This window comes from Lactococcus lactis, assembly GCF_029023865.1.
Taxonomy (GTDB): Bacteria; Bacillota; Bacilli; order Lactobacillales; family Streptococcaceae; genus Lactococcus; species Lactococcus lactis.
In genome coordinates, this window is the sequence record NZ_CP118969.1 from 137,829 (window position 1) to 162,462 (window position 24,634).

The 24,634-nt window shown below is 35.0% G+C and carries 19 protein-coding genes and 1 tRNA gene; 11 read left to right on the forward strand and 9 right to left on the reverse strand.

What is annotated here, in order from left to right:
* Positions 1-54: 54 nt before the first annotated feature.
* The 3 genes from PYW37_RS00820 to PYW37_RS00830 are packed head-to-tail and all read right to left on the reverse strand — an operon-like array spanning position 55 to position 1,966.
* Positions 55-894 carry an SDR family NAD(P)-dependent oxidoreductase gene (locus PYW37_RS00820; RefSeq protein WP_023189514.1) on the reverse strand — a complete coding sequence of 280 codons (840 nt, stop codon included), beginning with the start codon at positions 892-894 and terminating at the stop codon, positions 55-57.
* On the reverse strand, positions 860-1,171 hold the full coding sequence (locus PYW37_RS00825) for a DUF2316 family protein (RefSeq protein WP_023189515.1): 312 nt from the start codon (positions 1,169-1,171) through the stop codon (positions 860-862). The genes PYW37_RS00820 and PYW37_RS00825 overlap by 35 nt, the downstream gene beginning before the upstream one ends.
* 9 nt (positions 1,172-1,180) lie before the next feature.
* Positions 1,181-1,966: an SDR family oxidoreductase gene (locus tag PYW37_RS00830; protein WP_023189516.1), complete on the reverse strand. Its 786-nt coding sequence runs from the start codon at positions 1,964-1,966 to the stop codon at positions 1,181-1,183.
* A gap of 111 nt (positions 1,967-2,077) precedes the next feature.
* On the opposite strand from PYW37_RS00830, the gene PYW37_RS00835 reads away from it, so the two are divergent.
* Positions 2,078-2,623 carry a TetR/AcrR family transcriptional regulator gene (locus PYW37_RS00835; protein WP_010905153.1) on the forward strand — a complete coding sequence of 182 codons (546 nt, stop codon included), beginning with the start codon at positions 2,078-2,080 and terminating at the stop codon, positions 2,621-2,623.
* Between the two features lie 80 nt (positions 2,624-2,703).
* Here PYW37_RS00835 and PYW37_RS00840 read toward each other — a convergent pair whose 3' ends face one another.
* Together PYW37_RS00840 and PYW37_RS00845 are read right to left on the reverse strand one after the other, a co-directional pair.
* A complete protein-coding gene (locus PYW37_RS00840; protein WP_025017005.1) occupies positions 2,704-4,650 on the reverse strand; it encodes an alpha-amylase family glycosyl hydrolase in 1,947 nt (648 codons plus the stop codon).
* 126 nt (positions 4,651-4,776) lie between these two features.
* Positions 4,777-5,097, reverse strand: a complete 321-nt coding sequence (locus tag PYW37_RS00845) for a hypothetical protein (RefSeq protein ID WP_015425665.1) — start codon at positions 5,095-5,097, stop codon at positions 4,777-4,779.
* 471 nt (positions 5,098-5,568) lie between these two features.
* Here PYW37_RS00845 and PYW37_RS00850 point away from each other — a divergent pair, with 471 nt between their 5' ends.
* Positions 5,569-11,520, forward strand: coding sequence for a SpaA isopeptide-forming pilin-related protein (locus PYW37_RS00850; protein WP_044009735.1), 5,952 nt, complete (start codon positions 5,569-5,571; stop codon positions 11,518-11,520).
* A 493-nt stretch (positions 11,521-12,013) separates the two neighbouring features.
* Here the strand turns inward: PYW37_RS00850 and PYW37_RS00855 are convergent.
* Together PYW37_RS00855 and tgt are read right to left on the reverse strand one after the other, a co-directional pair.
* A tRNA-Thr gene (locus tag PYW37_RS00855) sits at positions 12,014-12,086 on the reverse strand.
* Between the two features lie 62 nt (positions 12,087-12,148).
* Positions 12,149-13,297 (reverse strand): tRNA guanosine(34) transglycosylase Tgt, encoded by a 1,149-nt coding sequence (tgt, locus tag PYW37_RS00860; protein ID WP_023190089.1) that lies wholly within the window; start codon positions 13,295-13,297, stop codon positions 12,149-12,151.
* A 191-nt stretch (positions 13,298-13,488) separates the two neighbouring features.
* Between tgt and PYW37_RS00865 the strand changes: the two genes are divergently transcribed.
* Entirely contained in the window at positions 13,489-14,181 is a 693-nt protein-coding gene (locus tag PYW37_RS00865) for a DUF975 family protein (RefSeq protein ID WP_003129712.1), read from the forward strand.
* Between the two features lie 60 nt (positions 14,182-14,241).
* On the opposite strand, the gene PYW37_RS00870 is transcribed toward PYW37_RS00865, so the two are convergent.
* Positions 14,242-15,423, reverse strand: a complete 1,182-nt coding sequence (locus PYW37_RS00870; RefSeq protein WP_010905157.1) for an MFS transporter — start codon at positions 15,421-15,423, stop codon at positions 14,242-14,244.
* A gap of 180 nt (positions 15,424-15,603) precedes the next feature.
* Positions 15,604-16,041 carry a CoA-binding protein gene (locus tag PYW37_RS00875; RefSeq protein WP_021723269.1) on the reverse strand — a complete coding sequence of 146 codons (438 nt, stop codon included), beginning with the start codon at positions 16,039-16,041 and terminating at the stop codon, positions 15,604-15,606.
* Between the two features lie 134 nt (positions 16,042-16,175).
* Between PYW37_RS00875 and PYW37_RS00880 the strand changes: the two genes are divergently transcribed.
* The 8 genes from PYW37_RS00880 to PYW37_RS00915 all read left to right on the forward strand — a co-directional run bounded on the left by PYW37_RS00880 (position 16,176) and on the right by PYW37_RS00915 (position 24,614).
* Positions 16,176-16,967 (forward strand): DNA/RNA non-specific endonuclease, encoded by a 792-nt coding sequence (locus PYW37_RS00880; protein ID WP_025017006.1) that lies wholly within the window; start codon positions 16,176-16,178, stop codon positions 16,965-16,967.
* A 385-nt stretch (positions 16,968-17,352) separates the two neighbouring features.
* A complete protein-coding gene (locus PYW37_RS00885; protein WP_003129719.1) occupies positions 17,353-17,592 on the forward strand; it encodes a hypothetical protein in 240 nt (79 codons plus the stop codon).
* A 196-nt stretch (positions 17,593-17,788) separates the two neighbouring features.
* On the forward strand, positions 17,789-19,372 hold the full coding sequence (locus PYW37_RS00890) for an APC family permease (protein WP_023190084.1): 1,584 nt from the start codon (positions 17,789-17,791) through the stop codon (positions 19,370-19,372).
* Positions 19,373-19,440: 68 nt separating this feature from the next.
* Positions 19,441-20,655 carry a pyridoxal phosphate-dependent aminotransferase gene (locus PYW37_RS00895; RefSeq protein WP_021723265.1) on the forward strand — a complete coding sequence of 405 codons (1,215 nt, stop codon included), beginning with the start codon at positions 19,441-19,443 and terminating at the stop codon, positions 20,653-20,655.
* A 152-nt stretch (positions 20,656-20,807) separates the two neighbouring features.
* Positions 20,808-21,596 (forward strand): GTP-sensing pleiotropic transcriptional regulator CodY, encoded by a 789-nt coding sequence (codY, locus tag PYW37_RS00900; RefSeq protein WP_003129722.1) that lies wholly within the window; start codon positions 20,808-20,810, stop codon positions 21,594-21,596.
* A gap of 646 nt (positions 21,597-22,242) precedes the next feature.
* The gene (gatC, locus tag PYW37_RS00905; protein WP_010905163.1) at positions 22,243-22,548 is read left to right on the forward strand and encodes an Asp-tRNA(Asn)/Glu-tRNA(Gln) amidotransferase subunit GatC; all 306 of its coding nucleotides are present in this window, start codon (positions 22,243-22,245) and stop codon (positions 22,546-22,548) included.
* A complete protein-coding gene (gene gatA, locus PYW37_RS00910) occupies positions 22,548-24,008 on the forward strand; it encodes an Asp-tRNA(Asn)/Glu-tRNA(Gln) amidotransferase subunit GatA (RefSeq protein WP_015425676.1) in 1,461 nt (486 codons plus the stop codon). Before gatC ends, gatA begins: the two co-directional genes overlap by 1 nt.
* Positions 24,009-24,011: 3 nt before the next feature.
* Positions 24,012-24,614: an NUDIX hydrolase gene (locus tag PYW37_RS00915; protein ID WP_023190075.1), complete on the forward strand. Its 603-nt coding sequence runs from the start codon at positions 24,012-24,014 to the stop codon at positions 24,612-24,614.
* The last annotated feature ends 20 nt before the right edge of the window (positions 24,615-24,634 follow it).

Consider the following 24,634-nt stretch of genomic DNA (forward strand, 5'->3'; position numbering starts at 1 on the left):
TTTTTCAAAAAACAATAAAAAAGTTGCTGACCAATCTGTCAGTAACTTTTTTATTTATTTTTTAAATTTACGCTTTAAACCATTTTTAGCGACATCTTTAATGACTTTGTTACGTAAGCCTGGTTCATAGTTATCATAAATTGTTCCGTCAAAATTAATAATTTGAGCATTATGATTTTTGTCATCAAAAATAAATTTACTAATCATTTGAGCTGTTTCTTCAGGAGATTTTACAAATGGACTATCCCCAACTTTTGCACCGTTCAAATCTGTTGCAACTGCACCAGGCATAACAGCAAAGATTTGTTTTTTAGATTTATCTTTTTTGAATTGATGACCAAAAGCAAAGGTCATGGCATTTTGTGCGGCTTTTGAAGTGACATAAGCAAGTGGCATCCAATATTCTTGAGAAACGGGTACGGTGATGTTAATAATTTTAGCGTTTTCTGTCAGTGAATGTGGAAGAAGTTCTTTAATCACAGCATGTGTTCCCAAAAAATTGGTCTTAATTGTTTCTTCTAAATCAGTTGTTGAATAATCAAAAGCTGATTTTTCCATATCAAGATGCCCTTTATCTGAATGAATATTCCCAGAAATTCCAGCATTATTAATAAGTAAATCAATATCTGTCAGTGCTGACAGACTCGTCAATTGATTTAAGTCATCTAAATCTACTTTGACAAATTCGGCAGTAATTCCTTCGGCCTTCAGTTTTTCAACGGCTTCTTGTCCACGCGTTTCATTACGGGCTCCGATCAAGACTTCATAGCCGCGATGACCAAGGTTTTGAGCAAGTGCAAAACCAATTCCTTTATTTGCGCCAGTGATAAGTGTTTTCGTGATTTTTCTCCTTTGAGTTTTAGTTGTCGCCTTTAGACATTTGTTGTTGGTCAATTAGATTGGAATTTAAAAACCAGTGACGGTGCCAATCTCCAGATAAAGCGGTAAAGGGAACAGGTTGTTGACCTGTTTTTTCTACTTTTTCTAGTAAATAATTTCGTAAAATCCAAGTGTCTTCGAGTGTTCTTTGTTTAAGATTAAATATTTTTTCAAGTTTTACTTCGCTAATTTTTAAATCAGTAGCAACTTCAGATTTGCTAAGTTTTGTGAGTTCAAAATTTTTACGGAGTTCTTTTTTGGTATTATGCATTTGAAAGGGATTAAGTGACATTTTTCTTCTCTAATCTTTCATTTTGGGAAAATAATTGCTGAGCATTTGTTGAGAAAGTAGTTTGGTGTTTTCGTCACTATTTACTTTGCCCATTTGGTGAAGTTGTTTAGCAAAACCAGCGTCAATCCGGTCTAAGCCATTTTCAAGCCCGGCTAAAGTTTCACTAATTAAGTCTGAAAGTGCCATGTTATTGGGTGCGTCAGTATTTGTATGGCTTTCGAGATTTGTTTCAGCAACTAATGGTGGAACTAATTCGATGACTTTTAAAGTCTTTTCAAAATATTTAGCTTGTTCTCGAAGCGCATCAGAGTAAAAATGAACCCCAGCTTTGGTCAAATTGTAAATAGGGTGTGCACCGTCAGCCAGATTTGATAATCCTGATGAAACATTAATTACTAGCCCATTATTTGCGACAAGGATTTTCAAAAATGCTTGTGTCACAGCAATTGTTCCTAATAAATTAATATGAATTTCTTCTGTCAGTACTTTTAGAGAATTATCAGCTTGTTCAAATAAATTAATCGCACGCATAATTCCGGCACAGTTCATAATGACATCAAGTTGAGGGAAATTTTCTTTGATGAATTTGACTAATTGGGGGAGGGAGTCTTTGTCAGCAACATCACTGACAAATCCTGTAAAAGTTGGATTTTCATTTAAAATTTGATTAAGACGTTTTTCATTTCGGGCGGTAATGATGACTTTATTTCCTAATTCGGAAAACTTTTTAGCAAAACCAAGTCCGATTCCGCTTGTACCACCTGTGATTAAAATCGTATGTCCTGTAAATGTCATGATTTCTCCTTTTTATGAGGTTATTTTTTTTAACTTTTATAACCAACAAAATGAATTATAAACCAGAAAGTTATATTTGTCAAGAATTATAACTTGTGTTACAATTAATTTATGAATACACGTGAAAAGATATTAGGAAAAACAGAAGAATTTATCTTAGAGAATGGAATAGAGAAACTCACCATTTCAAAAATTGCTAAGGAACTCAATATTAGTCAACCAGCTATTTATAAGCACTTTAAAAGTAAAGATGAACTTTTAACGATACTTGCCCTTCGTTGGCTCAATGGTCAGACACTTGTAAAAATATTTCCTTTTGACACAAGCAAGTATGAACATCAAAAAGAGATTGTTCATGATTGGCTCTGGTCAGTCGCCATTGCCAAATATGAAGCACATCGAAAAACTCCAGAAATGTTTGCCTTATACACAACCTACATTGGAGAAAATTTAGAATTGGGACGTAAACATATTTTAGAAATGGTTGAGAGTCTAAAGACAGCTGCTAAATTTGAAAGTGAAGAGGAAGCTGCTGCTTATATTCAAGCTTTTGTTTATTTTCATCACCCAAAAATTGCCCCACAGTGGGATGACCAATTTCAAAATCAATTTGAAAATCTCTGGACTTTGCTTGAACCGAATTTAAATGCCTTTTAAAGTTACTGACAGACTTTTTGGATTTCTGTCAGTAACTTTTACGATTTTGTCAGTAAAAAAACCTGTCAATTGACAGGTTTTTATTCTTTAATTCGGAAAACCATGGCAGTTCTAGGTTCAAGGATTAGATTTAAATGCCCTTTTGACCAACCAAAACTACTTCTTGGACCAAAACCACCAAATTTTTGGTCATCACTATCGAAGATAAGTTCTGGTTTTTCAGGAAATTGGAGTTGAAGCTCTTGTTCATAACTAGGATGGAAATTAAAGACGAAAAGAAGTTGCCCTTTTTTATAAGCTAGTAATTTATCCGAATTTTTTATCCAAAGTTGTTGGACAGGTTCTGGGCTTTCTAAAAACTTGTAATGTCGCTCTAGATTAATCATCGCTTGGTCAAATGCCAATAAATATTGGAAACGCAAATCTTTATTATCACCTAAAGACCATTGTCTTCTAGCATGTTGGAAATCATCATGATTTTCTTGACGCGGAAAATCAAGCCATTCGGGGTGGCCAAATTCATTACCCATGAAATTTAAATAACCCTCACCAGCCAAACTAAAAGTAATTAGGCGAATTAATTTATGAAGCGCTATAGCACGGTCAATTTTTAGAGATTGACTATTAAGGTCCATTTTCCAATAAATCTCTTCATCAGCTAACCACATCATAATCGTTTTATCACCAACTAAAGCTTGGTCATGACTTTCAGAATAACCAATATTTTTTTCACCGGGACGTCTCGTTGTTAATTCCCACCAAAGGCTCAATAAGTCAAGACTATTATCCGTTTTTTCTTTCAATTGTTTAATCCAAAAATCAGGAATTCCCATTGATAAACGGTAATCGAAACCAATTCCACCACTTGAAATAGGTAGGGCCATTCCCGGCATGGCTGACATATCTTCAGCGATTGTTGTTGCTGATGGATTGAATAAATGCGTTAATTCATTTGCCAACATCAAATAAGTCACCGCTTCGATATCTATATTGAGCGAAAAATATTTGCTGTAATCAGTAAATGCAGTCCCTAAACCATGATCATGATAAAGCATTGAAGTCACACCATCAAAACGAAAACCGTCAAAATGATAGGTATCCAACCAAAATTTAAGATTTGAAAGTAGAAAATGAATCACTTCATCTTTGCCATAATTAAAAAGTTTTGTCTTCCAAGCTGGATGATTTCCTCGTTCACCTTCATAAAAATACTGATTTTCTGTCCCATCAAAATAGTTGAGACCATCTTCGATATTTTTTACAGCATGTGAATGAACCACATCTAAAAGCACTCGCAAACCCATACCATGAGCTTGATCAATCAATTCCATCAAATCTTCTGGCTGACCAAAACGACTAGAAATTGCAAAGAAATTGGAAACTTGATAACCAAAACTAGCATAGAGCGGATGTTCCATAATTGCCATCAGTTGAATAGTATTGTAACCAGCCTTTTTAATTCTTGGTAAGACATCGCGCGTGAATTCTTTATAAGAATTAATTTTATATTCTTCAGTTGAAATACCAATATGTGCTTCATAAATCAAAGGAGCTTCTTTTAACTGAGGGGCTTTATTCTTCCAATCATATTTTGGTTGAACAATCACTCCATCCAATTCATGGCGCTCATTGGGGACAGCAAACATAATATAAGAGGGAACACGATAAACTGTTTCACCAGACGGTAAAAGCAGCTTAACCTTCACCTTAGAACCCACCGGTAGCATACCCGGAATTGAAATTTCCCAAGTCCCACCATAGGCCTGTTTCAACTCAAAATTGTTTTCCCAATTATTGAAATCTCCAACCAACCAAGCTCTTTTAGCATTTGGTGCCCATTCGCGAAAAGTCCAGTGTTTACTTTCTTGTTGAAAGCCAAAATACTTATAACCATTAGCAAAATCAACAAGCGAACCATCAGTTCCTAAAAGCCGTTTTTTTGTTCGAGCAAATTCAAAAAGCCGCAAAGACAAATCTTCTTTGAAAGGTTCCAAATAAGGGTCGTAATCCAAAATATTTAGAGGCATAAGCTATTCTCCTTTTTACTGAAAATCATTTCTAGCTCTATTTTATCACTTTTGCAAAGGTTTTCACAACGAAATTCCCATATAAAACAAAAAATATTTACTGACAGAATGGGTCAGTAAATATTTTTATTCATCATTAAAACCAAACCAAGGGTCTTCCTCACCTTTAAGTGCTTCTTGGCCAAAAGAAAGTGTTTCTGGAATTTTGGGAGCATTAAAAAATTGCGAAGGAGTTGCTACATTTTCTGTCAGTAAATTTTTTTGGTCAGCAACTTTTTCGTCATTAAAAAGATGAGCTTCTAGGCTTTGAATATAATCATAAAATTCTGTCAGTAAATCATGATAAGCCTTTAATTCACTTGTTTTATTTAAATTTTTATAATTAGCCTGAAACTCTCCCCAACGTTCAGCAATGTGCTTACTTTTCATAAAATCATTATAATCCATATTTGTTCCTCGTTCCTTTCTCTTTATTATACATTATTATCCTTAATGCTTAAGCGGTAATATTTATTATTTAAAATAAGACTCAATTTAGAGGTGTAATGTAAAAATAATAAAACGAAAGTAAAACTTTCCCCTTTTAAAAAAGCATTATCTTATTTTTTTGTTATAAAAGTCGATTTAGAATCAAATTTTTAATTTTTATCGGTCTTTTTTTATTAATCATTTAAATATTTATGAAATATTAAAAAAGGGGCTAATGGCTTTATGGAGCCATTATGTTGCAGAAAGGCTATATTAGGAACCAACAAAAATATAAATAAAAGTAAGACAATAGAATTTAATGTACGAAATTTATTACACATTTGTATTGTATTATGCTATAATGTCCTAGAATCAGCAATTTTTATAAGAAAATGTAATTAATAAAATACATCGTTTACAAAACTGATTTAAAATCAAAAGGAGGACATTATGAAAAGTAGAAAAAAAGTTATTTCTATAATTTTAGGTTTAATGCTGCTTTTACAATATGTTATTACCCCAGTTGGAGCAATTGCAGGAGCAATAAATGAAGAAACAAATGATTCGGATATAACATTAAGTCAATTTAAAATAGATGAATCCGAAAGTAATGCTGATTTAATGACATTTGATTTAAGTCTCAAGATTAATCAGTCAATATTGAAAAGTAAAACAACTATTATTGAATTAGATAAATCAATTAAAATTAATGAACCAAATGAGGCTAACAGACAAAAGTCAACAGCATCTTATACTGCTGACGAAAATAGATTGACAATAGACCTTAATTCACTAAATACAAGCGAAGTGAAAGTCAATTTCTCAATCTCTAAAGAACTTTTGAAAAACTTTGAGCGATTAACAGCCAAATTAAATGATAGCCAGGTTGATGTATTGTTGCCAAAAATGAGTTCAACTTCAGAAACTCCAAGTCAGTCAACTTCCACTGTGACTCAAAATACTGTTACACCTGAAATCAAAGAAAAAGAAAGTAGTACGACTAAACATTCAGAGCAAGCTATAAAAACTGTGGAAAGTCAAGATATTCGTAAACTTCTAGAAGACTCAGGAATTTCACCAGCGACTATTATCGACTCAGCTAAGGTCATATATCTTGATAAAGAAGGAAAACCTTATCCAGATCAAACAGATGTTCCGATAGATGCAGAAGTTCAAATCGATTATACCTGGAGTATTCCAGAAGATATTTTACCATTGAAATCAGGAGATTACTTTGATTTTAAACTTCCTGATGGTGTAACAATTGAGCAAGCGACATCGTCACTGGGAGATTATGGAACCTATACAATTAATGCAGATGGAACCGTTCGTTTCGTCTTCAATGAAAAAGTTGAAACCTATCATGATATTAAGGGTACCTTTCATTATGATGCACATTTCGATAAGACAATTGTTCCAGGAGAAGTTGTAGTTGATACACCAACGGAGGAAAATTTTCCCCCTTCAGAAATTCATGTTCGGCCAACCTATGACCAAGCAATTGATAAATCAGGACATTTCGATAAAACTCCAAATCCTAGTGAAGTGATTTGGGAAATAAATATTAACCGTCCATTAAATACAATGGAAAATGCTACACTTACCGATCCAATGCCAGAAGGAACAACTTATGAATCCGTCGAAATTTACCCTGAGACAGTTGGAAAAAATGGAGAAATCATTTCCATTGATAAAGAACATCCTTTAGTAAAAGGTACAGATTATACTGTTGATTCAAATGGAAAAATTACTTTTATTGGTAAATATGCTACCACCGATCAAGCGTTCAATGTTGTCTATACAACAACTATCGATGAAAGTAGTTTTCCGGAAAAAGAGGGATCTGTAAGTTTTAAAAATACAGCGACATTAAATGATGGAAAAACAGATACCAATGCAAGTGCCTCTGTTACTGCGCAATATAAAGGGCCAATTAAAAAAAATGGACCATTTACAACAGGGAACGATCAAATTTATAATTGGAATATAGAATACAATTATAATGAAAAAAATCATAAAGCAGGGTCATTTATTGAAGATACCATGAGTGATGCCATCGAGCTGGTGAACGGAAGTGTTAAACTTTATAAAATTACTTTTGATAGTAACGGAAAAGAAATTAAAGGTGCTCAATTAAAAGAAGGGGAAGATTATAAACTTGTACAAGACCCTGATAATCCTCAAAAATTTAAAATTGAGTTTATTACTGATATCGATTATGCAGTAAAAGTTGAATATCAAACGAAGGTTAAAAATATCGTAGATGGAAATGTTACCATTGATAACTCAGTAACAACTGATACGGGAGATAACAGCGAGTCAGATGGTAATGCAACTCAACAAGGAATCGTTAAAAATATTGATGGAGATATTGATTACGAGAATAGAGAAATTCCATGGAAAATAGATATTAATAGTGCAGGCTATTGGATGGAAAACTGGTCACTTGAAGACAAAATGTCTGAAGGTTTGACTTTCCTTGAAAATACTTTCCAAATTATTGATAAAACTGCTGGAAATAAAGTACTCTCCCCAACAGAATATACACTGGTAAAAACAGCAACAGGCTTTTCAGTTTTCTTTAAGTCCCCACTTAAGGAGGGGACAGATCATAAATATCAAATTAAATACAAAACAAAATTTGATACTAGTGTGATTGATAATGGGTCTGGTCATGAAGGAGATATCAAATTTGTAAATGATGCTTCAATGACTTGGAAGGATCAAAATGGAGGAGATCATACTAATAATGATCATAAAGAATTTAAACCAATACCTCCGTTCCAATATAATGGACAAAAATCTGGTTCATATAATGCAACCAGCAAAAAAATTACCTGGACAATTGCAGCAAATTTCAATCAACAAGAATTAAGCAATGCCTCAATAACTGATCCAATCTCTGATGATCAAAACTATGTTTCTGGAAGTGCTAAAGTATATGAAGCTACGATTAATAAAAATGGTACTTATACTTTAGGTGCTGAAGTTACTTCAGATATGGGAATAAAAATAGTAGAAAGCAAAGGAAGTGTTAAGGTAGAACTACCAGATGGAAGCACAAAAGCCTATGTTCTAATATTTGAAACAAGTCTAGAAGGTAACCTCATCAATCAGAAGGAGTACAAAAACAAAGCGACATTTACAAATAAGGACATTTCACATGATTTAAGTGCTAGTGTTACTCCAGCACATCAAGGAGAATTCGTAACGAAAGATGGTTCACAGTCAAGTACAGATTCTAATTATGTAAATTGGAAACTTACAGTAAACGCCTCGCAATCTACCTTAAAAAATGTAGAAGTCACCGATAATCCTTCCTCAAATCAGTATATTGTAGCAAAAGATATTCTTATTTATGGAACAAGTATTGACGCTTCTGGTAATATTACTGAGAACAAAAATATTATTCTTGAACAAGGCAAAGATTATTCTGTTGATATCCAAACTGACAATTCTACAGGGGCTCAAACAGTTAAAATTAAATTTTTATCAGAAATTAACACAGCATATGTTGTAGAATATCGTGCATTAATTACTTCTGACAAAGCTAATGATGTGGTAACTAATCAAGCCCATATTACTGGAGACAACGAGAAAACAATAGAACAAGATGTTGAAAAAGATGTACCCGTAACTAATCATAACGGAAGTGCAAACGGATCAAAAGGTTCAGTTACTTTGGAAAAAGTTGGTCCCGGCAAAGCAAAACTTGCGGGAGCTCATCTTCAACTTTGGTCTATCGGTACAGATGGCAAAAAAGATAAATTAATTCGTGAAGGAGATACCGACAAAAATGGTGATTTAAAACTTGGGAATTTGCGTGTTACTGATTATCTTCTTATTGAAACTAAGGCCCCAACAGGGTATACACTTGATGAAGAACTAGTCAAAGGTAAGAAAATAACAGTTGCAAAAGATGGAGAAGTTTCTAATTTCCCAATTCAAGACGTTGAAAATGAACCAACGAAAGTAATCTTGAAAAAAGTAGGACTGACCATTGAAAATGGTAAAGAGGTAAAAAATCCACTTCAAGGTGCAGAATTTAAAGTACTAGACAGCAACGGTCAAGTTGTTTCAGGTTACGAAAAACTTACTTCTGACAGTTCTGGAAATGTAACGATTGAAAAACTAACACCTGGTAAATATTCACTTGTTGAAACTAAAGCCCCAGCGGGTTATATTTTGGACCCAACCCCAATTGACTTTGAACTTAAAGCCAATGAAGAAGGAATCATCCCAGATATCAACTTGGAAAAAGTTAACTATCAGGGTTCAGCACAACTCATTAAACATAACAGTAATGGTCAAGCTTTATCAGGTGCGATTTTCAAAGTTATTGATAAAGATGGTAATACAATCCAAACTAATTTAAGCTCTGATAAAGATGGTAAAGTTACGGCTACTGGTTTATCCCCTGGAGATTATTCCTTTGTTGAAACCAAAGCTCCAACAGGATATATTTTAAATACAATACCAGTTCATTTTACAATTTCAGCTGAAGAAGAAGGTCAACCACAAATGGTTATTGCCTCGGATAATTTTATCAATTATCAAGGTTCAGCCGAATTAATCAAGCAAGATAACGAAGGTCAGCCACTTTCTGGTGCAGTTTTTAAAATTGTTGATAAAGCTGGCAAGACAATCCAAGCTAATTTAACTTCTGGTAAAGATGGTAAAGTGGTAGTTGATGGCTTAGCGCCGGGAGATTATTCCTTTGTTGAAAGCAAGGCTCCAACAGGATATATTCTAAATACAAATCCTGTCCACTTTACGATTTCAGACAAAGAAGAAGGTCAACCCAAAACAATTATAGCCTCAGATAGCTTTGTTAATTACCAAGGATCAGCCCAATTAATTAAACGAGATAGCCAAGGACAACCACTTTTAGGTGCAATTTTTAAAGTAGTCGATAACACTGGAAAACTAGTAAAAGAAGGTTTAACATCTGATAAAGCTGGTAAAGTAAATGTTACAGGCTTGGCTCCGGGTGACTATTCATTTATCGAAACGCAGGCTCCGACAGGTTATGTTTTAAATACTAACCCTACTGATTTTACAATCTTAGCTGAGAGTGAAGGCCAACCTCAACTGGTTGTCGCTTCAGATAACTTTATTAATTATCAAGGGTCAGCTGAATTGATTAAGCATGATATCAACGGTCAAGCTTTATCAGGTGCAATCTTTAAAGTAATTGATGCAGATGGAAAAACCATAAAAGAAGGTTTAACTTCTGATGAAACTGGTAAAGTATTAATTGAAGGTTTGGCTCCAGGTGACTATTCATTTGTTGAGACTAAAGCCCCTGAAGGATATATTTTGAATACTCTGCCAGTTAACTTTAGCATCTCAGGTGAAGAAGAGGGCAAAGTAAAAGTAGTCATGGCTTCAGATAACTTTATTAATTATCAAGGATCAGCTGAGTTGATTAAACATGACAGTCAAGGTCAAGCTTTAGAAGGTGCAATCTTTAAAGTTGTTGATTCAAAAGGAAAAATAATCAAAGAAGATTTGGCTTCCGATAAAACTGGTAAAGTATTAATTGACAATTTGGCACCAGGAGATTATTCATTTGTTGAGACAAAAGCTCCAAGCGGCTATATCTTGAATACTTCAAAAGTTGATTTTACTATTTCAACAAAAGAAGAGGGTCAACCCAAAGTAGTCATGGCTTCCGATAATTTCATCAACTATCAAGGATCTGCTGAATTAATTAAACATGACAGCCAAGGTCAAGCTTTAGAAGGCGCAGTCTTTAAAGTTATTGATTCAAAAGGAAAGAGTATCAAAGAGAACTTGGTTTCTGATAAAGAAGGAAAAGTTTTAATTGAAAATCTTGTACCAGGAGATTATTCATTTGTTGAGACAAAAGCTCCAAGTAGCTATATCTTGAATACTTCAAAAGTTGATTTTACTATTTCAACAAAAGAAGAGAATAAACCAAAAATAGTTATGGCTTCAGAGAACTTTATCAATTATCAAGGATCTGCTGAACTAATTAAGGTAGATGAGAATGGTAAATCTCTTTCAGGTGCAGTCTTTAATGTTACTAATAGTGAAACTCATGAAGTAGTTATTAAGGGGATCAAAACTGATGCAAATGGAGTAATTAAGGCAAATCATCTAAAACCAGGTAAATACACTTTTGTTGAAACAGAGGCTCCAGCAGGTTATCAATTAAGTCAAGAAACTAGAGCTTTTGAAATTAAAGCAAGCGCAGAAAACAAACCACAAGTTGTTAATACTGGAAAGTTCGTCAATAAAAGACTTCCAATTACACCTAAAAAGCCAGAATTACCTAAGACAGGAGAAGAACGAAATACTTTCTTGCCTATAGTTGGTGTTGGACTATTAATGGTGGGTGCTACTTTATATGTATTTTTTAAAAGACGTAAAATGTAAAATTATATAAAAACATGGCTTTAGCCATGTTTTTGATTTGGAAAAAGTGGTAGTGACTTAATACAAAAATATTTTAGTTTGTAATACCTAAAAATAATACTTCAGTTTGCAGTATTCCAATAAGTAAAAAAGATTTGTCTATATTAGAACCACTCAAAAAAACTCAAAATCATGTAAATATTAAGCTTGGATTGGCCCAATAGAGAAAATTTTTTCTTTCATCATTATAGTTTGCAAAATGGTATTCCAAATGTAGTCACAGTAAATAAAACAATGAAAAAGATGTTAAATGAGTTAGAAATTGAGCCAATAATTACAAGTGAGGTGTTAGATAAACTTGTGATAGTGTACTACTAAGTTAAGGTATCGATAATAAAGTAGTGGCAAAGTTAATGGGCATAAAGATACATCAATGCTAATAAAAATATAATTAAAAGAATATGATAAAATAATAAAAAACCTTGTATATCAACGATACAAGGTTTTTTATCTATGCCGAGTGCAGGAATCGAACCTGTGACCCCTTCGTTACGAGTGAAGTGCTCTACCGACTGAGCTAACTCGGCACATAATGAGAGTGGTTACCCACTTTTATTATGATACAACTTTTTAAACCTATTTTCAAGAACTAGAAGTCTTTGGCATTGGGTTGATTGTAGCCGTAACGCTTACAGAAATCTTCTCGGAATTCCAGAAGGTTGTCATCCATAATGGCCCCGCGAACGTCTTTCATTAAATTAACAAGGAAGTGAAGATTGTGGTATGAACAAAGACGAAGGCCAAAAGTTTCATCGGCTTTAATTAAATGACGAAGGTAGGCGCGTGTATAGTTAGTGCATGTGTTGCAATCGCACATTGGGTCAAGTGGAGTAAAATCGTGTTCGTATTTAGCATTACGAATGTTAACTCGACCGAAATGAGTCATTAGAGTTCCATTACGAGCAATTCGTGTAGGAAGAACGCAGTCAAACATATCAACTCCACGGATAACTCCATCAATCAAGCTGTCTGGTGCACCAACACCCATTAAATAGCGGGGTTTGTCTTCTGGAAGCATTGGTGTTGTAAAGTCAAGGACAGCATTCATTTCTTTATGAGATTCACCAACGGCAAGACCACCGATAGAATAACCAGCGAAATCCATTGAAGTCAAGTCTCTAGCTGATTGACGACGTAAATCTTCAAAACCAGCTCCTTGAACAATTCCGAAAAGTCCTTGGTCATTTGGACGACGATGAGTATTGAGACCGCGCTCAGCCCAACGGGAAGTTCTTTCAACAGAGGCTTTGACATAGTCATAGGGTTGATAGAAAGGTGGACATTCGTCAAAGGACATCATGATGTCAGAGCCAAGATTATTTTGAATGCTTATTGCTTTTTCGGGGTTAAGAAAAAGTTCACGTCCGTCCAAATGGCTCTTGAACTTAACGCCTTCTTCTGTGATATTTTTTTTGTTTTGAACTAGGCTGTAAACCTGGAAACCACCACTATCAGTCAGGATAGGTTGGTCCCAATTCATAAATTTGTGAAGACCGCCAGCTTCAGCAACAAGTTCATCTCCGGGGCGTAACCAGAGGTGGTAAGTGTTTGAGAGAATAATCCCTGAGCCTAATGTTTTGAGTTCTTCTGGGCTCATTGTTTTAACGGTAGCTTGAGTACCTACGGGCATAAACATTGGAGTTGGGAAGGTACCATGTGGTGTGATGATTTCTCCTAATCTTGCTCCTGTATGTTTTTCTTTTTTTATTAATCTGTATTTTATTGCGTGTTCTGTCATAAGATTCCTTTATTTACTCGTAGAATCGAGTCTTCTTGTAGCTTAAAAAGCAAGCACTTATAAGTATAACAAAAATTAAACGCTTTTTATAGATGATTTTTTGAAAATCGGGCGAAAGTCTTAGAGATTTTGCCTATTTATTGGTATAATTAAGTAAATATAATGTAAGACAAATTATTGGGAGGTATTTTATGTCAAGATGGGAATTGAAAAATCAAGCCAAAGGAGCTTTAAAAGATAATTTTGGTTCAAAAATGTTACTCTTTATTATTCCAATTATTGCGGGGATCTTAGGTGGAGGAAATGGTGTAAAGCAGTCCATGGACTACAATACTTCTAATTTTGATAGTATTCCAGGTAGTGTTTGGATGGTGATTAGCTTTGCGACTTTGCTTATTGCTATTTTAATGATTGTTGTAGCCTTGTTTGTTTCAGTTGTAACAGTTGGGGCAATTTTTAACTATATCAAAATTTTCCGTGGTGAACGAAATAATCCACAATTTAAAAATGTTTTTGGGCCTTTCTATGATGGTTCAGCTGGCAAAATTATTCTTTTAAGTATTGTCAAAGGGGTGATTTTTGTTGCCTTGATGTTTATCCCAGTGATTGGTTGGGCATTTGCAATTTATTTGGGACTTGGTTGGTCACAAGCAACTTATGTTTTGTTTGATCAGTTAGAAGAAGGACGTTACAGCGGTGTTATGGGCGTTCTTAGCGAATCAGCAACAATGATGAAAGGTTTGCGTGGAAATTACTTCATTTTCAAATTGAGTTTCTTCTGGTGGTATGTTCTTTATGGTATCTCAGGTGGTTTAGCAGGATTCTGGACTACTCCTTACCTCAACATGGCTTCAATTGCTTATTACGAAAATATTGGTAAATAATAAAAAAGCTGTCAAAGTTACTGACAGCTTTTTTTATTTACTGACAGAACAATCAGTAGCTTAATTTTCACGTTTAGCATGACGTCCATGAACGAAATGGTAAATGACAGCAATTAGAAGTGCAAGAATTGCTGAGGCAAAATAGAGATTACGATAGCCTAATAGAGGCATAAACATTCCTAAAATAAAGGGTCCAAAACCGACACCCATATCCATAAAGCCAAAGAAAGTAGAAGTTGTGATTCCTAAACGATGAGCTTCTGAATTACGGATGGCAATTGCTTGTCCAAAAGGCGAAAATGAGCCGTAGCCTAAACCGATAAATATAGCAGCAAGGAGCAACATCCAACCAGAATGAGCAAAACCAATCAGTAAAAGGCCAAGTGCAAAGAAGAGGTAGGTCGGATACATTACAAAGTTATCACCAAAGCCGTCAAAGACACGACCAGTAATTGGACGAGAAAGAAGGACAGTAATGGCATAAACTAAGAAGAAAAATGAGGCAGCCTCTGAAAGGTGAATATTACGAGCGTAAGCATCCATAAATGACAGAATACTTGAGTATGAAATACCTATGAGAAAGGCAATTAATGAAATTGGTAAAGCTTCTTTTTCAAAGTAATTTGACCAAGCGAATTTTTTATGCACTTTATTATCGACAGAATTAGAGCTGTCAGTAGTTTTTTCAACATGTATGAAGAAAATTCCGACTAAGGCAATAAATAAAAGTAAGGCAGAAAGCCAAATTAATGAATAAAAACCTGATGTCCGGTAAAGAAACATTGATAAAAAGGGACCAACTGCTGACGATAATGTGACAGAAAGCGCATAATAACCAATTCCTTCACCACGTCTTGAAGAAGGAACAATGGCACCAGCCAAAGTTCCAGAAGCTGTTGCAGCAATACCGAATCCAAGTCCATGTACAAGACGTAAAATTAATAGTAGAACGACACTATGCACAAAGAAATAAGCAAAGGTAAGCAAGAAATAAATAAGTGTTCCTATGTACAAAAGTTTTTTTGCACCAAGGCGTTTCATATTATTTCCAGCCCAAAGTCGAGCAATAAATCCGCCGACAATAAAAATTCCAGATAAAATACCAGCGATACTAGCAGAAGCGTGATAACGTTCCATAGCCATTGTACCAATAACAACAGTAGGGAGATAAAAAACAAGATAAAAAATAAAATTAAGTAACATATTAACAACGAAAGTTGTTGTCCAAAGTTTTTCTTTCATAAAGTTCCTTTCTTTGAGAAAAATTTATGAATGCGTAAACATCCGCCTAAAAAACAGATAAAACTCCCGCTTTTTAGACGAGAGTTTTGTGTTTGCGTAATTCAACTTTATTATTGTATCAAAAAAAATCGATAAAATGTTGCCGGGGAAACGTAATAGTCTATAAAATAACTTTTGTAGTCATTTTTTCCCTAAGCCTGAATAGGCATATTCAATTTTAATACAGTGATTCATCACAATTTTATTTCTTCCTGCTTCTCGAAGAATTTGTTCAGCTTCTTGAGATTGTAAGCCCAATTGCGCCCAGAAAATATCGGCGTCAGTTTCAATGAAGTCACGAGCAACATCCGCCAAAAACTCACTTCGACGAAAGATATCAACGATATCAATGTGAAAAGGAACTTCTTTGATAGAAGGGTAGACTTTTTCACCTAGTAATTCACGGCCAGCAAGTCTTGGATTGACTGGAATAACATGGTAGCCATTTTGTTGTAATCCTTGAGCAATTAAAAAAGATGAACGGTCTGTTTTATCGCTAATCCCAACGACAGCGATGGTTTTTGCATTTTTGAGATAATCAAACATTACCTCTTGTTCTGGATTTTCAAATTCGTACATTAGATTTCCTCCTCCTGCTTTGTTTTTATTATACAATATTAAGGGAAGTGGTGTGGTTTAAAAGCTTCTTTAAAATGATTATAAAAGTTTTTCAGAATTGTAAAATCCTTGAAATTTTTTGCTATAATTAAGCTATGAATAAGAAACAAATAAAAACACTAACAAGCGTCATTGTAGTCATTATTGCACTGGCTGTAGGATATTTTGGTTCGGGACGTCTGCATTTGGGACAAGGAAATAATTCGGCTACTGATAATAGTAGTCAAGTTTCCACAAAATCACTGGCAAGTTCGGTTAAACAAGCTCCTTTAACTTTTAAAAATCAAAGACAAATGGTCATGGCCAATACTGATGCTTTAGGTCGTGCGGTTGATTCACATATTCAATTGAAAGATTCTCAAGAACCTAAAGTCAAACGTGAACCCTTGACCTATAATCCGGTTGGTTGGCATAATTATAATTTTTATTATAAAAAATCAGATGGTTCGATTGGTAAAATGTGGCTAATAGCTCGTGGCCATTTGGTGGGTTATCAATTTTCAGGTCTAAATAATGAAGCAAGAAATTTAGTGCCAGAAACGGCTTGGTTCAATGGTGGAAATTTCACTGGAACGAACGATGGAAATACAGCCAGCATGCTTTATTACGAAAATCGTTTGGACAGTTGGCTTGCAAATCATCCCAATTATTATTTAGATTACCAAGTGACCCCTCTCTACGAAGGAAATGAACTTTTGCCTCGACAAATTCGTTTGGCTTATGTTGGAATTGATAAAAATGGTCAAACCTTGTCTATCAAACTCGGTGGTGGTCGTGAAAAGTCAGGAAATGGTGGAGCAACTGTCGTTGTTCTTGACAATGTCGCTCCAAATGCAAAAATTAATTATGCTGACGGGACCGCAGTTAACACAGTCAGCCCTAAATAGTTACTGACAGACTGTTCTGTCAGTAAAATAAAGCTCTGTCAGTAAAAAAATGCTTGAAAAATCAGTCAAAAGACTGAGAATTCGGGCTTTTTTTCTTGCTATAATTAATATATAAATATAAATTCATGAGTGATTAGAATTTGTTAATTATCGGAGGAAAGAGAATGTTTTTACTACTTATACTATTTTTAGCTATGTTACTTTTTATAAAAGGATTCTTTAAAATTGTTTTACCTGCTTTGATTATATTAATGATTTTGAAATTTTTGTTCGGTAGTTTAATGCTCTTACTTAGTCCGCATTTTTGGGGGACTTTGCTCGTAATTAGCATTATTGTATGGCTTGTGAGAGCCAGTCGTAGTCGTTACTACTAAAAGGAGAAAAAATGTTTGTAGGATTTTTATCAGGTTTGATTGTAATGGGGGCTTTGCTTTCAATTTTGTTAGTGCTTTTGGGAGTGATGGCATTGAGAGTATTTGTACGCTATATCTTGCCCATTTTACTTATTTTACTGATTGTTCGTTTGATTATTTCAGGGATTGTACTTTTGTTTAACCCGCACTTTTGGTTATTCATTGCTGTTGTCGCTTTGGTCCTTTGGATTCTTGGTAAAATTAGGAATTAAGTAGTTTATAAATAATATTAACTTATAGAAATTACTGACCTTTTTGTCAGTAATTTTTTGCTTATAATTTTATAATCATTTTTAACTTTATTGAGTGTTTTCCAAAAATTTGGTATAATTTTTTTACAACTGTGTATTTGAAACAAGCATTTTGTTTATAAAAAAGATTTCCGCTAAGGAAACATCGGAGGACGTCATGTCAAATGAATACAGATCCCGCTCGTCACGTCGTGAGCGGAGAAGCTCTCGTTGGGCAAATAAAGATTCTGATGTCGTGGAAGCGGCAGCGAATCAAGCAATCAGGCATTTAGAAGAAGAACCAGAAGGTCAAAACGTCGAACGAACTTCAAGACAAAAATTGACACATGAAAAAACACTCAGAATTCCTTTAGCAGTCTATGGATTACTTACGGGTCTGTCAGTGCTTTTAGCATTAACTTTTTATGCATTTCCTTTGTGGAAACCAGTAGCCACAGCCAGCCAATCACAAAACCTTTATTCAGGATTTGCGATGCATCATGGTTTAGTTCCTTTTAATGATTTTTATGGGACAGGTGGTACGGTTTTTTATCTCATTAATTGGTTAGGGAATATTGGTGGGACGACTTGGCTTTTATGGCTTTTTGAAATTATTGCTTTACTAATCAGTGGAATTTTAGTTTACCGCTTAGTGGGTCAACAAACGAAAAATCAAACGGCATCACTAACTGTATCGGTTTTTACCTTAGTTATTATTGCAGGTTTGGCAAGAGGAGGAGATAGTCCAACGCTCTTTGCTCTTCCTTTTGCCTTATGGGCAGCACGATTTTTGAGTTCTTATTTCCAAGATAGTTCTACAGATAGGGGATTTATTCGATTTGGAATGGCAGCTGCCTTTGCCTTAGTCATTTCTCCTATCATGTCAGTTTTCTTTATTTTATCTGCTATCGCTCTCATTATTCATAATGTGGGTAGCCGTAAAATTGGACGTGGTTTTTACCAAATGCTGGCAACAATTTTGGGAGTTCTATTAGTAGGTTACTCAGTCGCTTATTATTCTCTTGAAGAACAAACAATCTATACTTCTATTGAACAATCTATTTTAATTCCCTTTACACATTTTGGTCCAAGTGGTGATTTATTATTAACTCTTGCTAAAGCCTTAGTTCTCACTCTTATTTTTGGAATTGTTGCAGGTTTCGTCCAAGGAATTGTGCAACTCAAAAAGGGTGGACCAGCCAGAGTTTGGTACGTCATGATGCTTATTGGAATTGTTGGATTGACAACAATGATTGTTTTTGCTCAGACTTTTGATAGTTCTAATCTTTTGGCTGTCCTGCCATTTACAATAGTTTTTGCAGGTCTTGGGTTGACAGATAGCGATCAAATTTTGTTGAAATATCTGCAAAATCGTTTATTTGCTCCGATTTTGGCAATACTTTTTGTCATTTTTACACCAATTAGTTATCATTTCATGAACCGAACAATTGCTTCAGAAGAGCAAAGTGTGGCACAATATATTAAGGCAAATGCCACAGGTTCTGACCGAGTTTATGTTGTCGCTGATGGTAAAAATATTAACAATTTGACCAAAACAATTTCAACTTTAGATAATGTTCCAGCAAATTATCCAATTAAATTTACCCAAAGTTATGATTTGAAAGTGGGTAAATTATCAGATAAATTCGTTGTTTTACAGGCCAGTGAGAAAGCTCCGGCTAGTTTGAAAAAAGTTTTAGATAAAGACTATAAAGTGACTAACTATGCTGGAAAATATTTCCAAGTCTATAAAAAGAAATAAACTAGTGTTACCAGAATCTGTTTGTAAGTTTTGAAAATCAAAACTTCATAATATTACGGAGGTCAATAATGAGAAAATTTGAAAAATCGCATAAACTTGATAATGTCAGCTATGATATTCGTGGTCCAGTATTGGATGAAGCACAAAGAATGCGAGCCAATGGTGAAAAAATTCTTCGATTGAATACAGGAAATCCAGCTGAATTTGGCTTTCTTGCTCCTGATGAAGTCATTAGTGACTTGATTCAACATGCTGTGGATAGCGAAGGATATTCAGATTCTAAAGGGATTTTCTCGGCTCGTAAAGCGATTATGCAATACTGTCAGCTCAAGGGTTTTCCTAATCTTGATATCAATGATATTTTCACAGGTAATGGGGTTTCTGAATTGATTGTTATGGCCATGCAGGGACTTTTGGACACAGGGGATGAGGTTTTGATTCCTATGCCTGATTATCCACTTTGGACGGCTTCTGTCAGTTTAGCTGGAGGAACAGCTGTTCATTACCTCTGTGATGAACAGGCTGGTTGGTTCCCCGACATTGATGATATTCGCTCAAAAATCACAAGTAATACAAAAGCCATTGTTTTGATTAATCCTAATAATCCAACGGGTGCGCTGTATTCTAAAGATTTATTGCTTGAAATTGTTCAAGTGGCTAGAGAAAATAATTTAATTATTTTCTCTGACGAAATTTATGACCGATTGGTTATGGATGGAGCAGTTCATGTTCCGATTGCTAGCTTGGCACCAGATCTTTTTGTGGTCACAATGAATGGACTCTCAAAATCACACCGCATTGCGGGATTCCGTGTGGGGTGGATGGTTTTGTCAGGTGAAAAATCACATGTCAAGGGTTATATTGAAGGTTTGAATATGCTGGCTTCAATGCGACTTTGTTCCAATGTTTTAGCTCAATCAGTCGTACAAACTTCACTTGGTGGCACTCAATCGGTTGATAAATTGCTGTTGCCGGGTGGACGAGTTTATGAGCAAAGAGAATTCATTTATAAAGCCATCAATGGTATTCCAGGATTATCTGCGGTCAAACCTCAAGCAGCTTTCTATATTTTCCCTAAAATTGACAGAGAAATGTATAAAATTGATAATGATGAACAATTTGTCTTGGACTTTTTGAAGCAGGAAAAAATCCTGCTTGTTCATGGTCGAGGATTTAATTGGAAAGAGCCAGACCATTTCCGAATTGTTTATCTGCCTCGTGTGGACGAATTAGCGGAAATACAAGAAAAAATGGAACGTTTCCTTTGGCAATATCGTAAATAATAAATAGAAAAAGATGTATGAATAATTCGTATATCTTTTTTTGTTGAGAGTAATTTTCTGACAATTTTTATTGTTTTTCATGCTTTTTTATGTTATACTGATTATGAAAAATTTTGTATAAAAACAAGAATATAAAAAAATAGGAGAACAAAGTGGCTACATTACTTGAAAAAACACGTAAAATCACCGCGATTTTGCAAGATGGAGTGACCGATTTGCAACAAGAGTTGCCATATAACAGTATGACTGAACGCTTGGCAAACGTCATTGATTGCAATGCATGTGTGATTAATACGAAGGGCGAGTTGCTTGGTTACTCATTGCCTTATAATACAAACAATGACCGTGTTGACCAATTTTTCTATGATCGTAAATTGCCTGATGAATATGTTCGTGCGGCAGTACGTATCTACGATACAATGGCAAACGTTCCTGTTGACCGTCCATTAGCAATCTTCCCAGAAGAAAGCCTTGGCGATTTTCCAAAAGGTGTGACAACTTTAGCACCTATTTATGGTTCTGGAATGCGTTTGGGAACATTTATCATGTGGCGTGAAGACGGCGAATTCACTGATGATGATTTGGTCTTAGTTGAACTTGCAACAACAGTAATTGGTGTTCAACTCTCAAATCTTAAACTTGAACAAATGGAAGAAAATATCCGTAAAGACACCATGGCAACTATGGCTGTTAACACGCTTTCATATTCAGAAATGAAAGCTGTTAAAGCAATCATTGAAGAGCTTGATGGTGAAGAAGGGCATGTTATCGCTTCTGTCATTGCTGACAAGATTGGAATTACACGTTCAGTCATCGTTAACGCATTGCGTAAACTCGAATCTGCTGGTGTAATTGAATCACGTTCACTTGGTATGAAAGGAACTTATCTTAAAGTTCTTAATACTGGTTTATTTGATAAACTTGCAGGACGTAATTTCTAAAAGCCAGGGTCTTAGCGCTTTAACGCTTAGACTTCGGCTTCACAAAAAGCTCCTATCGCAGATGGGAGCTTTTCGTGCTTTATAAGAGTTTCAAACAAATTTTTATTAGTTTAGAATGTGAAAATTACCAGCGAAGCCATGTAAGGGTCTTAGCGCTTTAACGCTTAGACTTCGGCTTCACAAAAAGCTCCTATCGCAGATGGGAGCTTTTCGTGCTTTATAAGAATTTCAAACAAATTTTTATTAGTTTAGAACGTTAAAATTACCAGCGAAGCCGAAGTCTTTTAATCAAAATCCTATCAGGTTAGGTCAGAAGGTTGAACTTGCTGACAGAAGCCACATACATGGTTAGAGTACTATTTAGTTTCACAAACAGCTCCTATCTCAGATGGGAGTTGTTTGTGTCTTATAAAGATTATCGATTATCGATTTATAATTACTGACGAAATTATCTGTCAGCAATTTTTAAAATTGTATCAGAGATAAATTTTTCTGTCAGTAATTTTGCTTTCTATTTTTACTGACAAAAAGTTCTGTCAGTAAAAAAATGACTGATAAATGGTTTAAAATCACTGACAGACTGTTAAAATGCCGATTTTTTGTTATAATTAACAAGAATAAACTCTAAAAAATGGAGATTGAAAATATGAGTCAAATTACAGAGGAACAAGTCAAGCACGTGGCGCTTTTGTCAAAGCTTGAATTCTCGGAAAATGAAGTAAAGTCATTTACCGATACTTTTGGAAAAATCATTGATATGGTTGAAATGTTAGATGAAGTTGATGGTGAAGGTGTCCCATTTACTATGAATGTGGCAGATAATCTCAACTTCATGCGTGAAGATGTGGCAGAAAAAGGACTTGACCGTGAAAAACTCATGGCAGCCGTTCCTGAAAAGGAAGACGGCTTTATCAAAGTTCCAGCAATGCTTTCTGACGGAGGAGATGCTTAATGTCATACAATAACAAATCAATCAAAGAGCTTCATGAGCTACTTGTAAATAAAGAAATTTCTGCTCTTGAACTGACAAAAGCAACGCTTTCTGATATTTCTGCACGTGAACCACAAATTGATGCTTTTTTGAAAATTACAGAAGAAAAAGCTTTGCAAGATGCCGCCGCAATTGATGCTCGTGGAATTAATCCAGACGTTGTGACTGACGGAATCTCAATTGCTGTCAAAGATAATATTGTTACAGAAGGAATTGAAACAACAGCTGCTTCAAAAATTCTTGGAGGTTGGATTCCACCTTATAATGCAACGGTTGCGAATAAATTGAGCGAATCTGGGTTAATTACAATTGGTAAACTCAATATGGATGAGTTTGCGATGGGTGGTTCTGGTGAAAATTCTTCAGTTAAGCCAACCAAAAACGCTTGGGATCAAACAAAAGTACCTGGTGGTTCTTCATCTGGTTCTGCGGCTTCAGTTGCTTCTGGTCAAGTTCGTTTATCATTGGGTTCAGATACTGGTGGCTCAATTCGCCAACCTGCCGCATTCAATGGGATTGTTGGTTTGAAACCAACTTATGGTCGTGTGAGTCGTTTTGGTTTAATTGCTTTTGCTTCATCATTAGACCAAATCGGTCCATTGGCGCCAACAGTCGAAGAAAATGCTCAACTTTTGAATGTCATTTCTGGCTTTGATAAAAATGATAGCACATCATCAAATGTTGCAGTTCCTGACTTTACAAGTAAAATTGGTCAAGACATTAAAGGAATGAAAATTGCTTTGCCTAAAGAATATTTTGGTGAAGGAATTGATGAAAAAGTAAAAGAACAAATTTTGGCAGCAGCTAAACATTTGGAAAAATTGGGTGCCATTGTTGAAGAAGTTAGTCTTCCTCACAGTAAATATGGTGTTGCAGTTTATTATATTATTGCCTCTTCTGAAGCCAGCTCAAATCTTCAACGTTTTGATGGTATTCGTTATGGTTATCGTGCACAAGACATCAAAAATCTTGAAGATTTGTATGTGAAATCACGTTCTGAAGGATTTGGTCCAGAAGTTCAACGTCGAATTATGTTAGGAACTTTCAGTCTTTCAGCAGGTTCTTATGATAAACATTTCAAAAAAGCAGGTCAAGTTCGTACTTTAATCATCAATGATTTTGCAAAAGTTTTTGAAAAATATGATTTAATCTTAGGCCCAACAACTCCGACACCAGCTTGGGACTTGGGAGCACGTGTTGATGATCCACTTTCAATGTATTTGGCGGATTTATTGACAATTCCAGTCAACCTAGCTGGCCTTCCAGGAATTTCAATTCCTGCTGGTTTTGCCGATGGACTACCTGTGGGAATGCAATTGATTGGTAAACGTTACGATGAGGAAACGATTTATCAAGTAGCGGCTGCTTTTGAAGCAACTACTGATTTCCACAAAAAACAACCGATTATTTTTGGAAAATAAAAAATGGAATTTGACGAATTAATCAAGCGATTAAATGCAGTTGCTGATGCAGGACTTTTTTACGGGAAAGATGTCTTTGATATTGAACGTTATCATGAAATCAAAGCGATTTTACCTCAACTTTTAAAGCATTCAACTACTTTGACTAAAGAGGAGCTGACAGATCTCTTTCGTCCAAATAATTTTTATCCTACACCGATGATTGATGTGCGGGCTTTTATTCAAAATGAAGAAAAAGAGATACTCTTTGTTCGGGATAAAATTCAGGGAGACTGGGCCTTACCAGGTGGATATGGAGAGATTGGATTTACGCCAAGTGAAAATCTACTTAAGGAGTTGAAAGAGGAAGCTGGAGTTTCTGGAGAGATTGAGCGCTTATTAGCGATTTTCGATACAGACAAATGGCAACCGCAAGGAAAGCAATATTATAAATTTGTTTTTAAGTGTAAAGCTTTATCCATTGATTTTCTGGAAAATAGTGAAACTTCAGAAACGAAATTTATAAAACGCTCAGAGCTGACAAACTTGTCAGTAAAAAGAACGACCATGTCACAACTTAGTTTGCTTGAAAAATTGTCAAAAACCGGAAAACAATATATTGACTAGGATAATTTGACTTTCTTAAA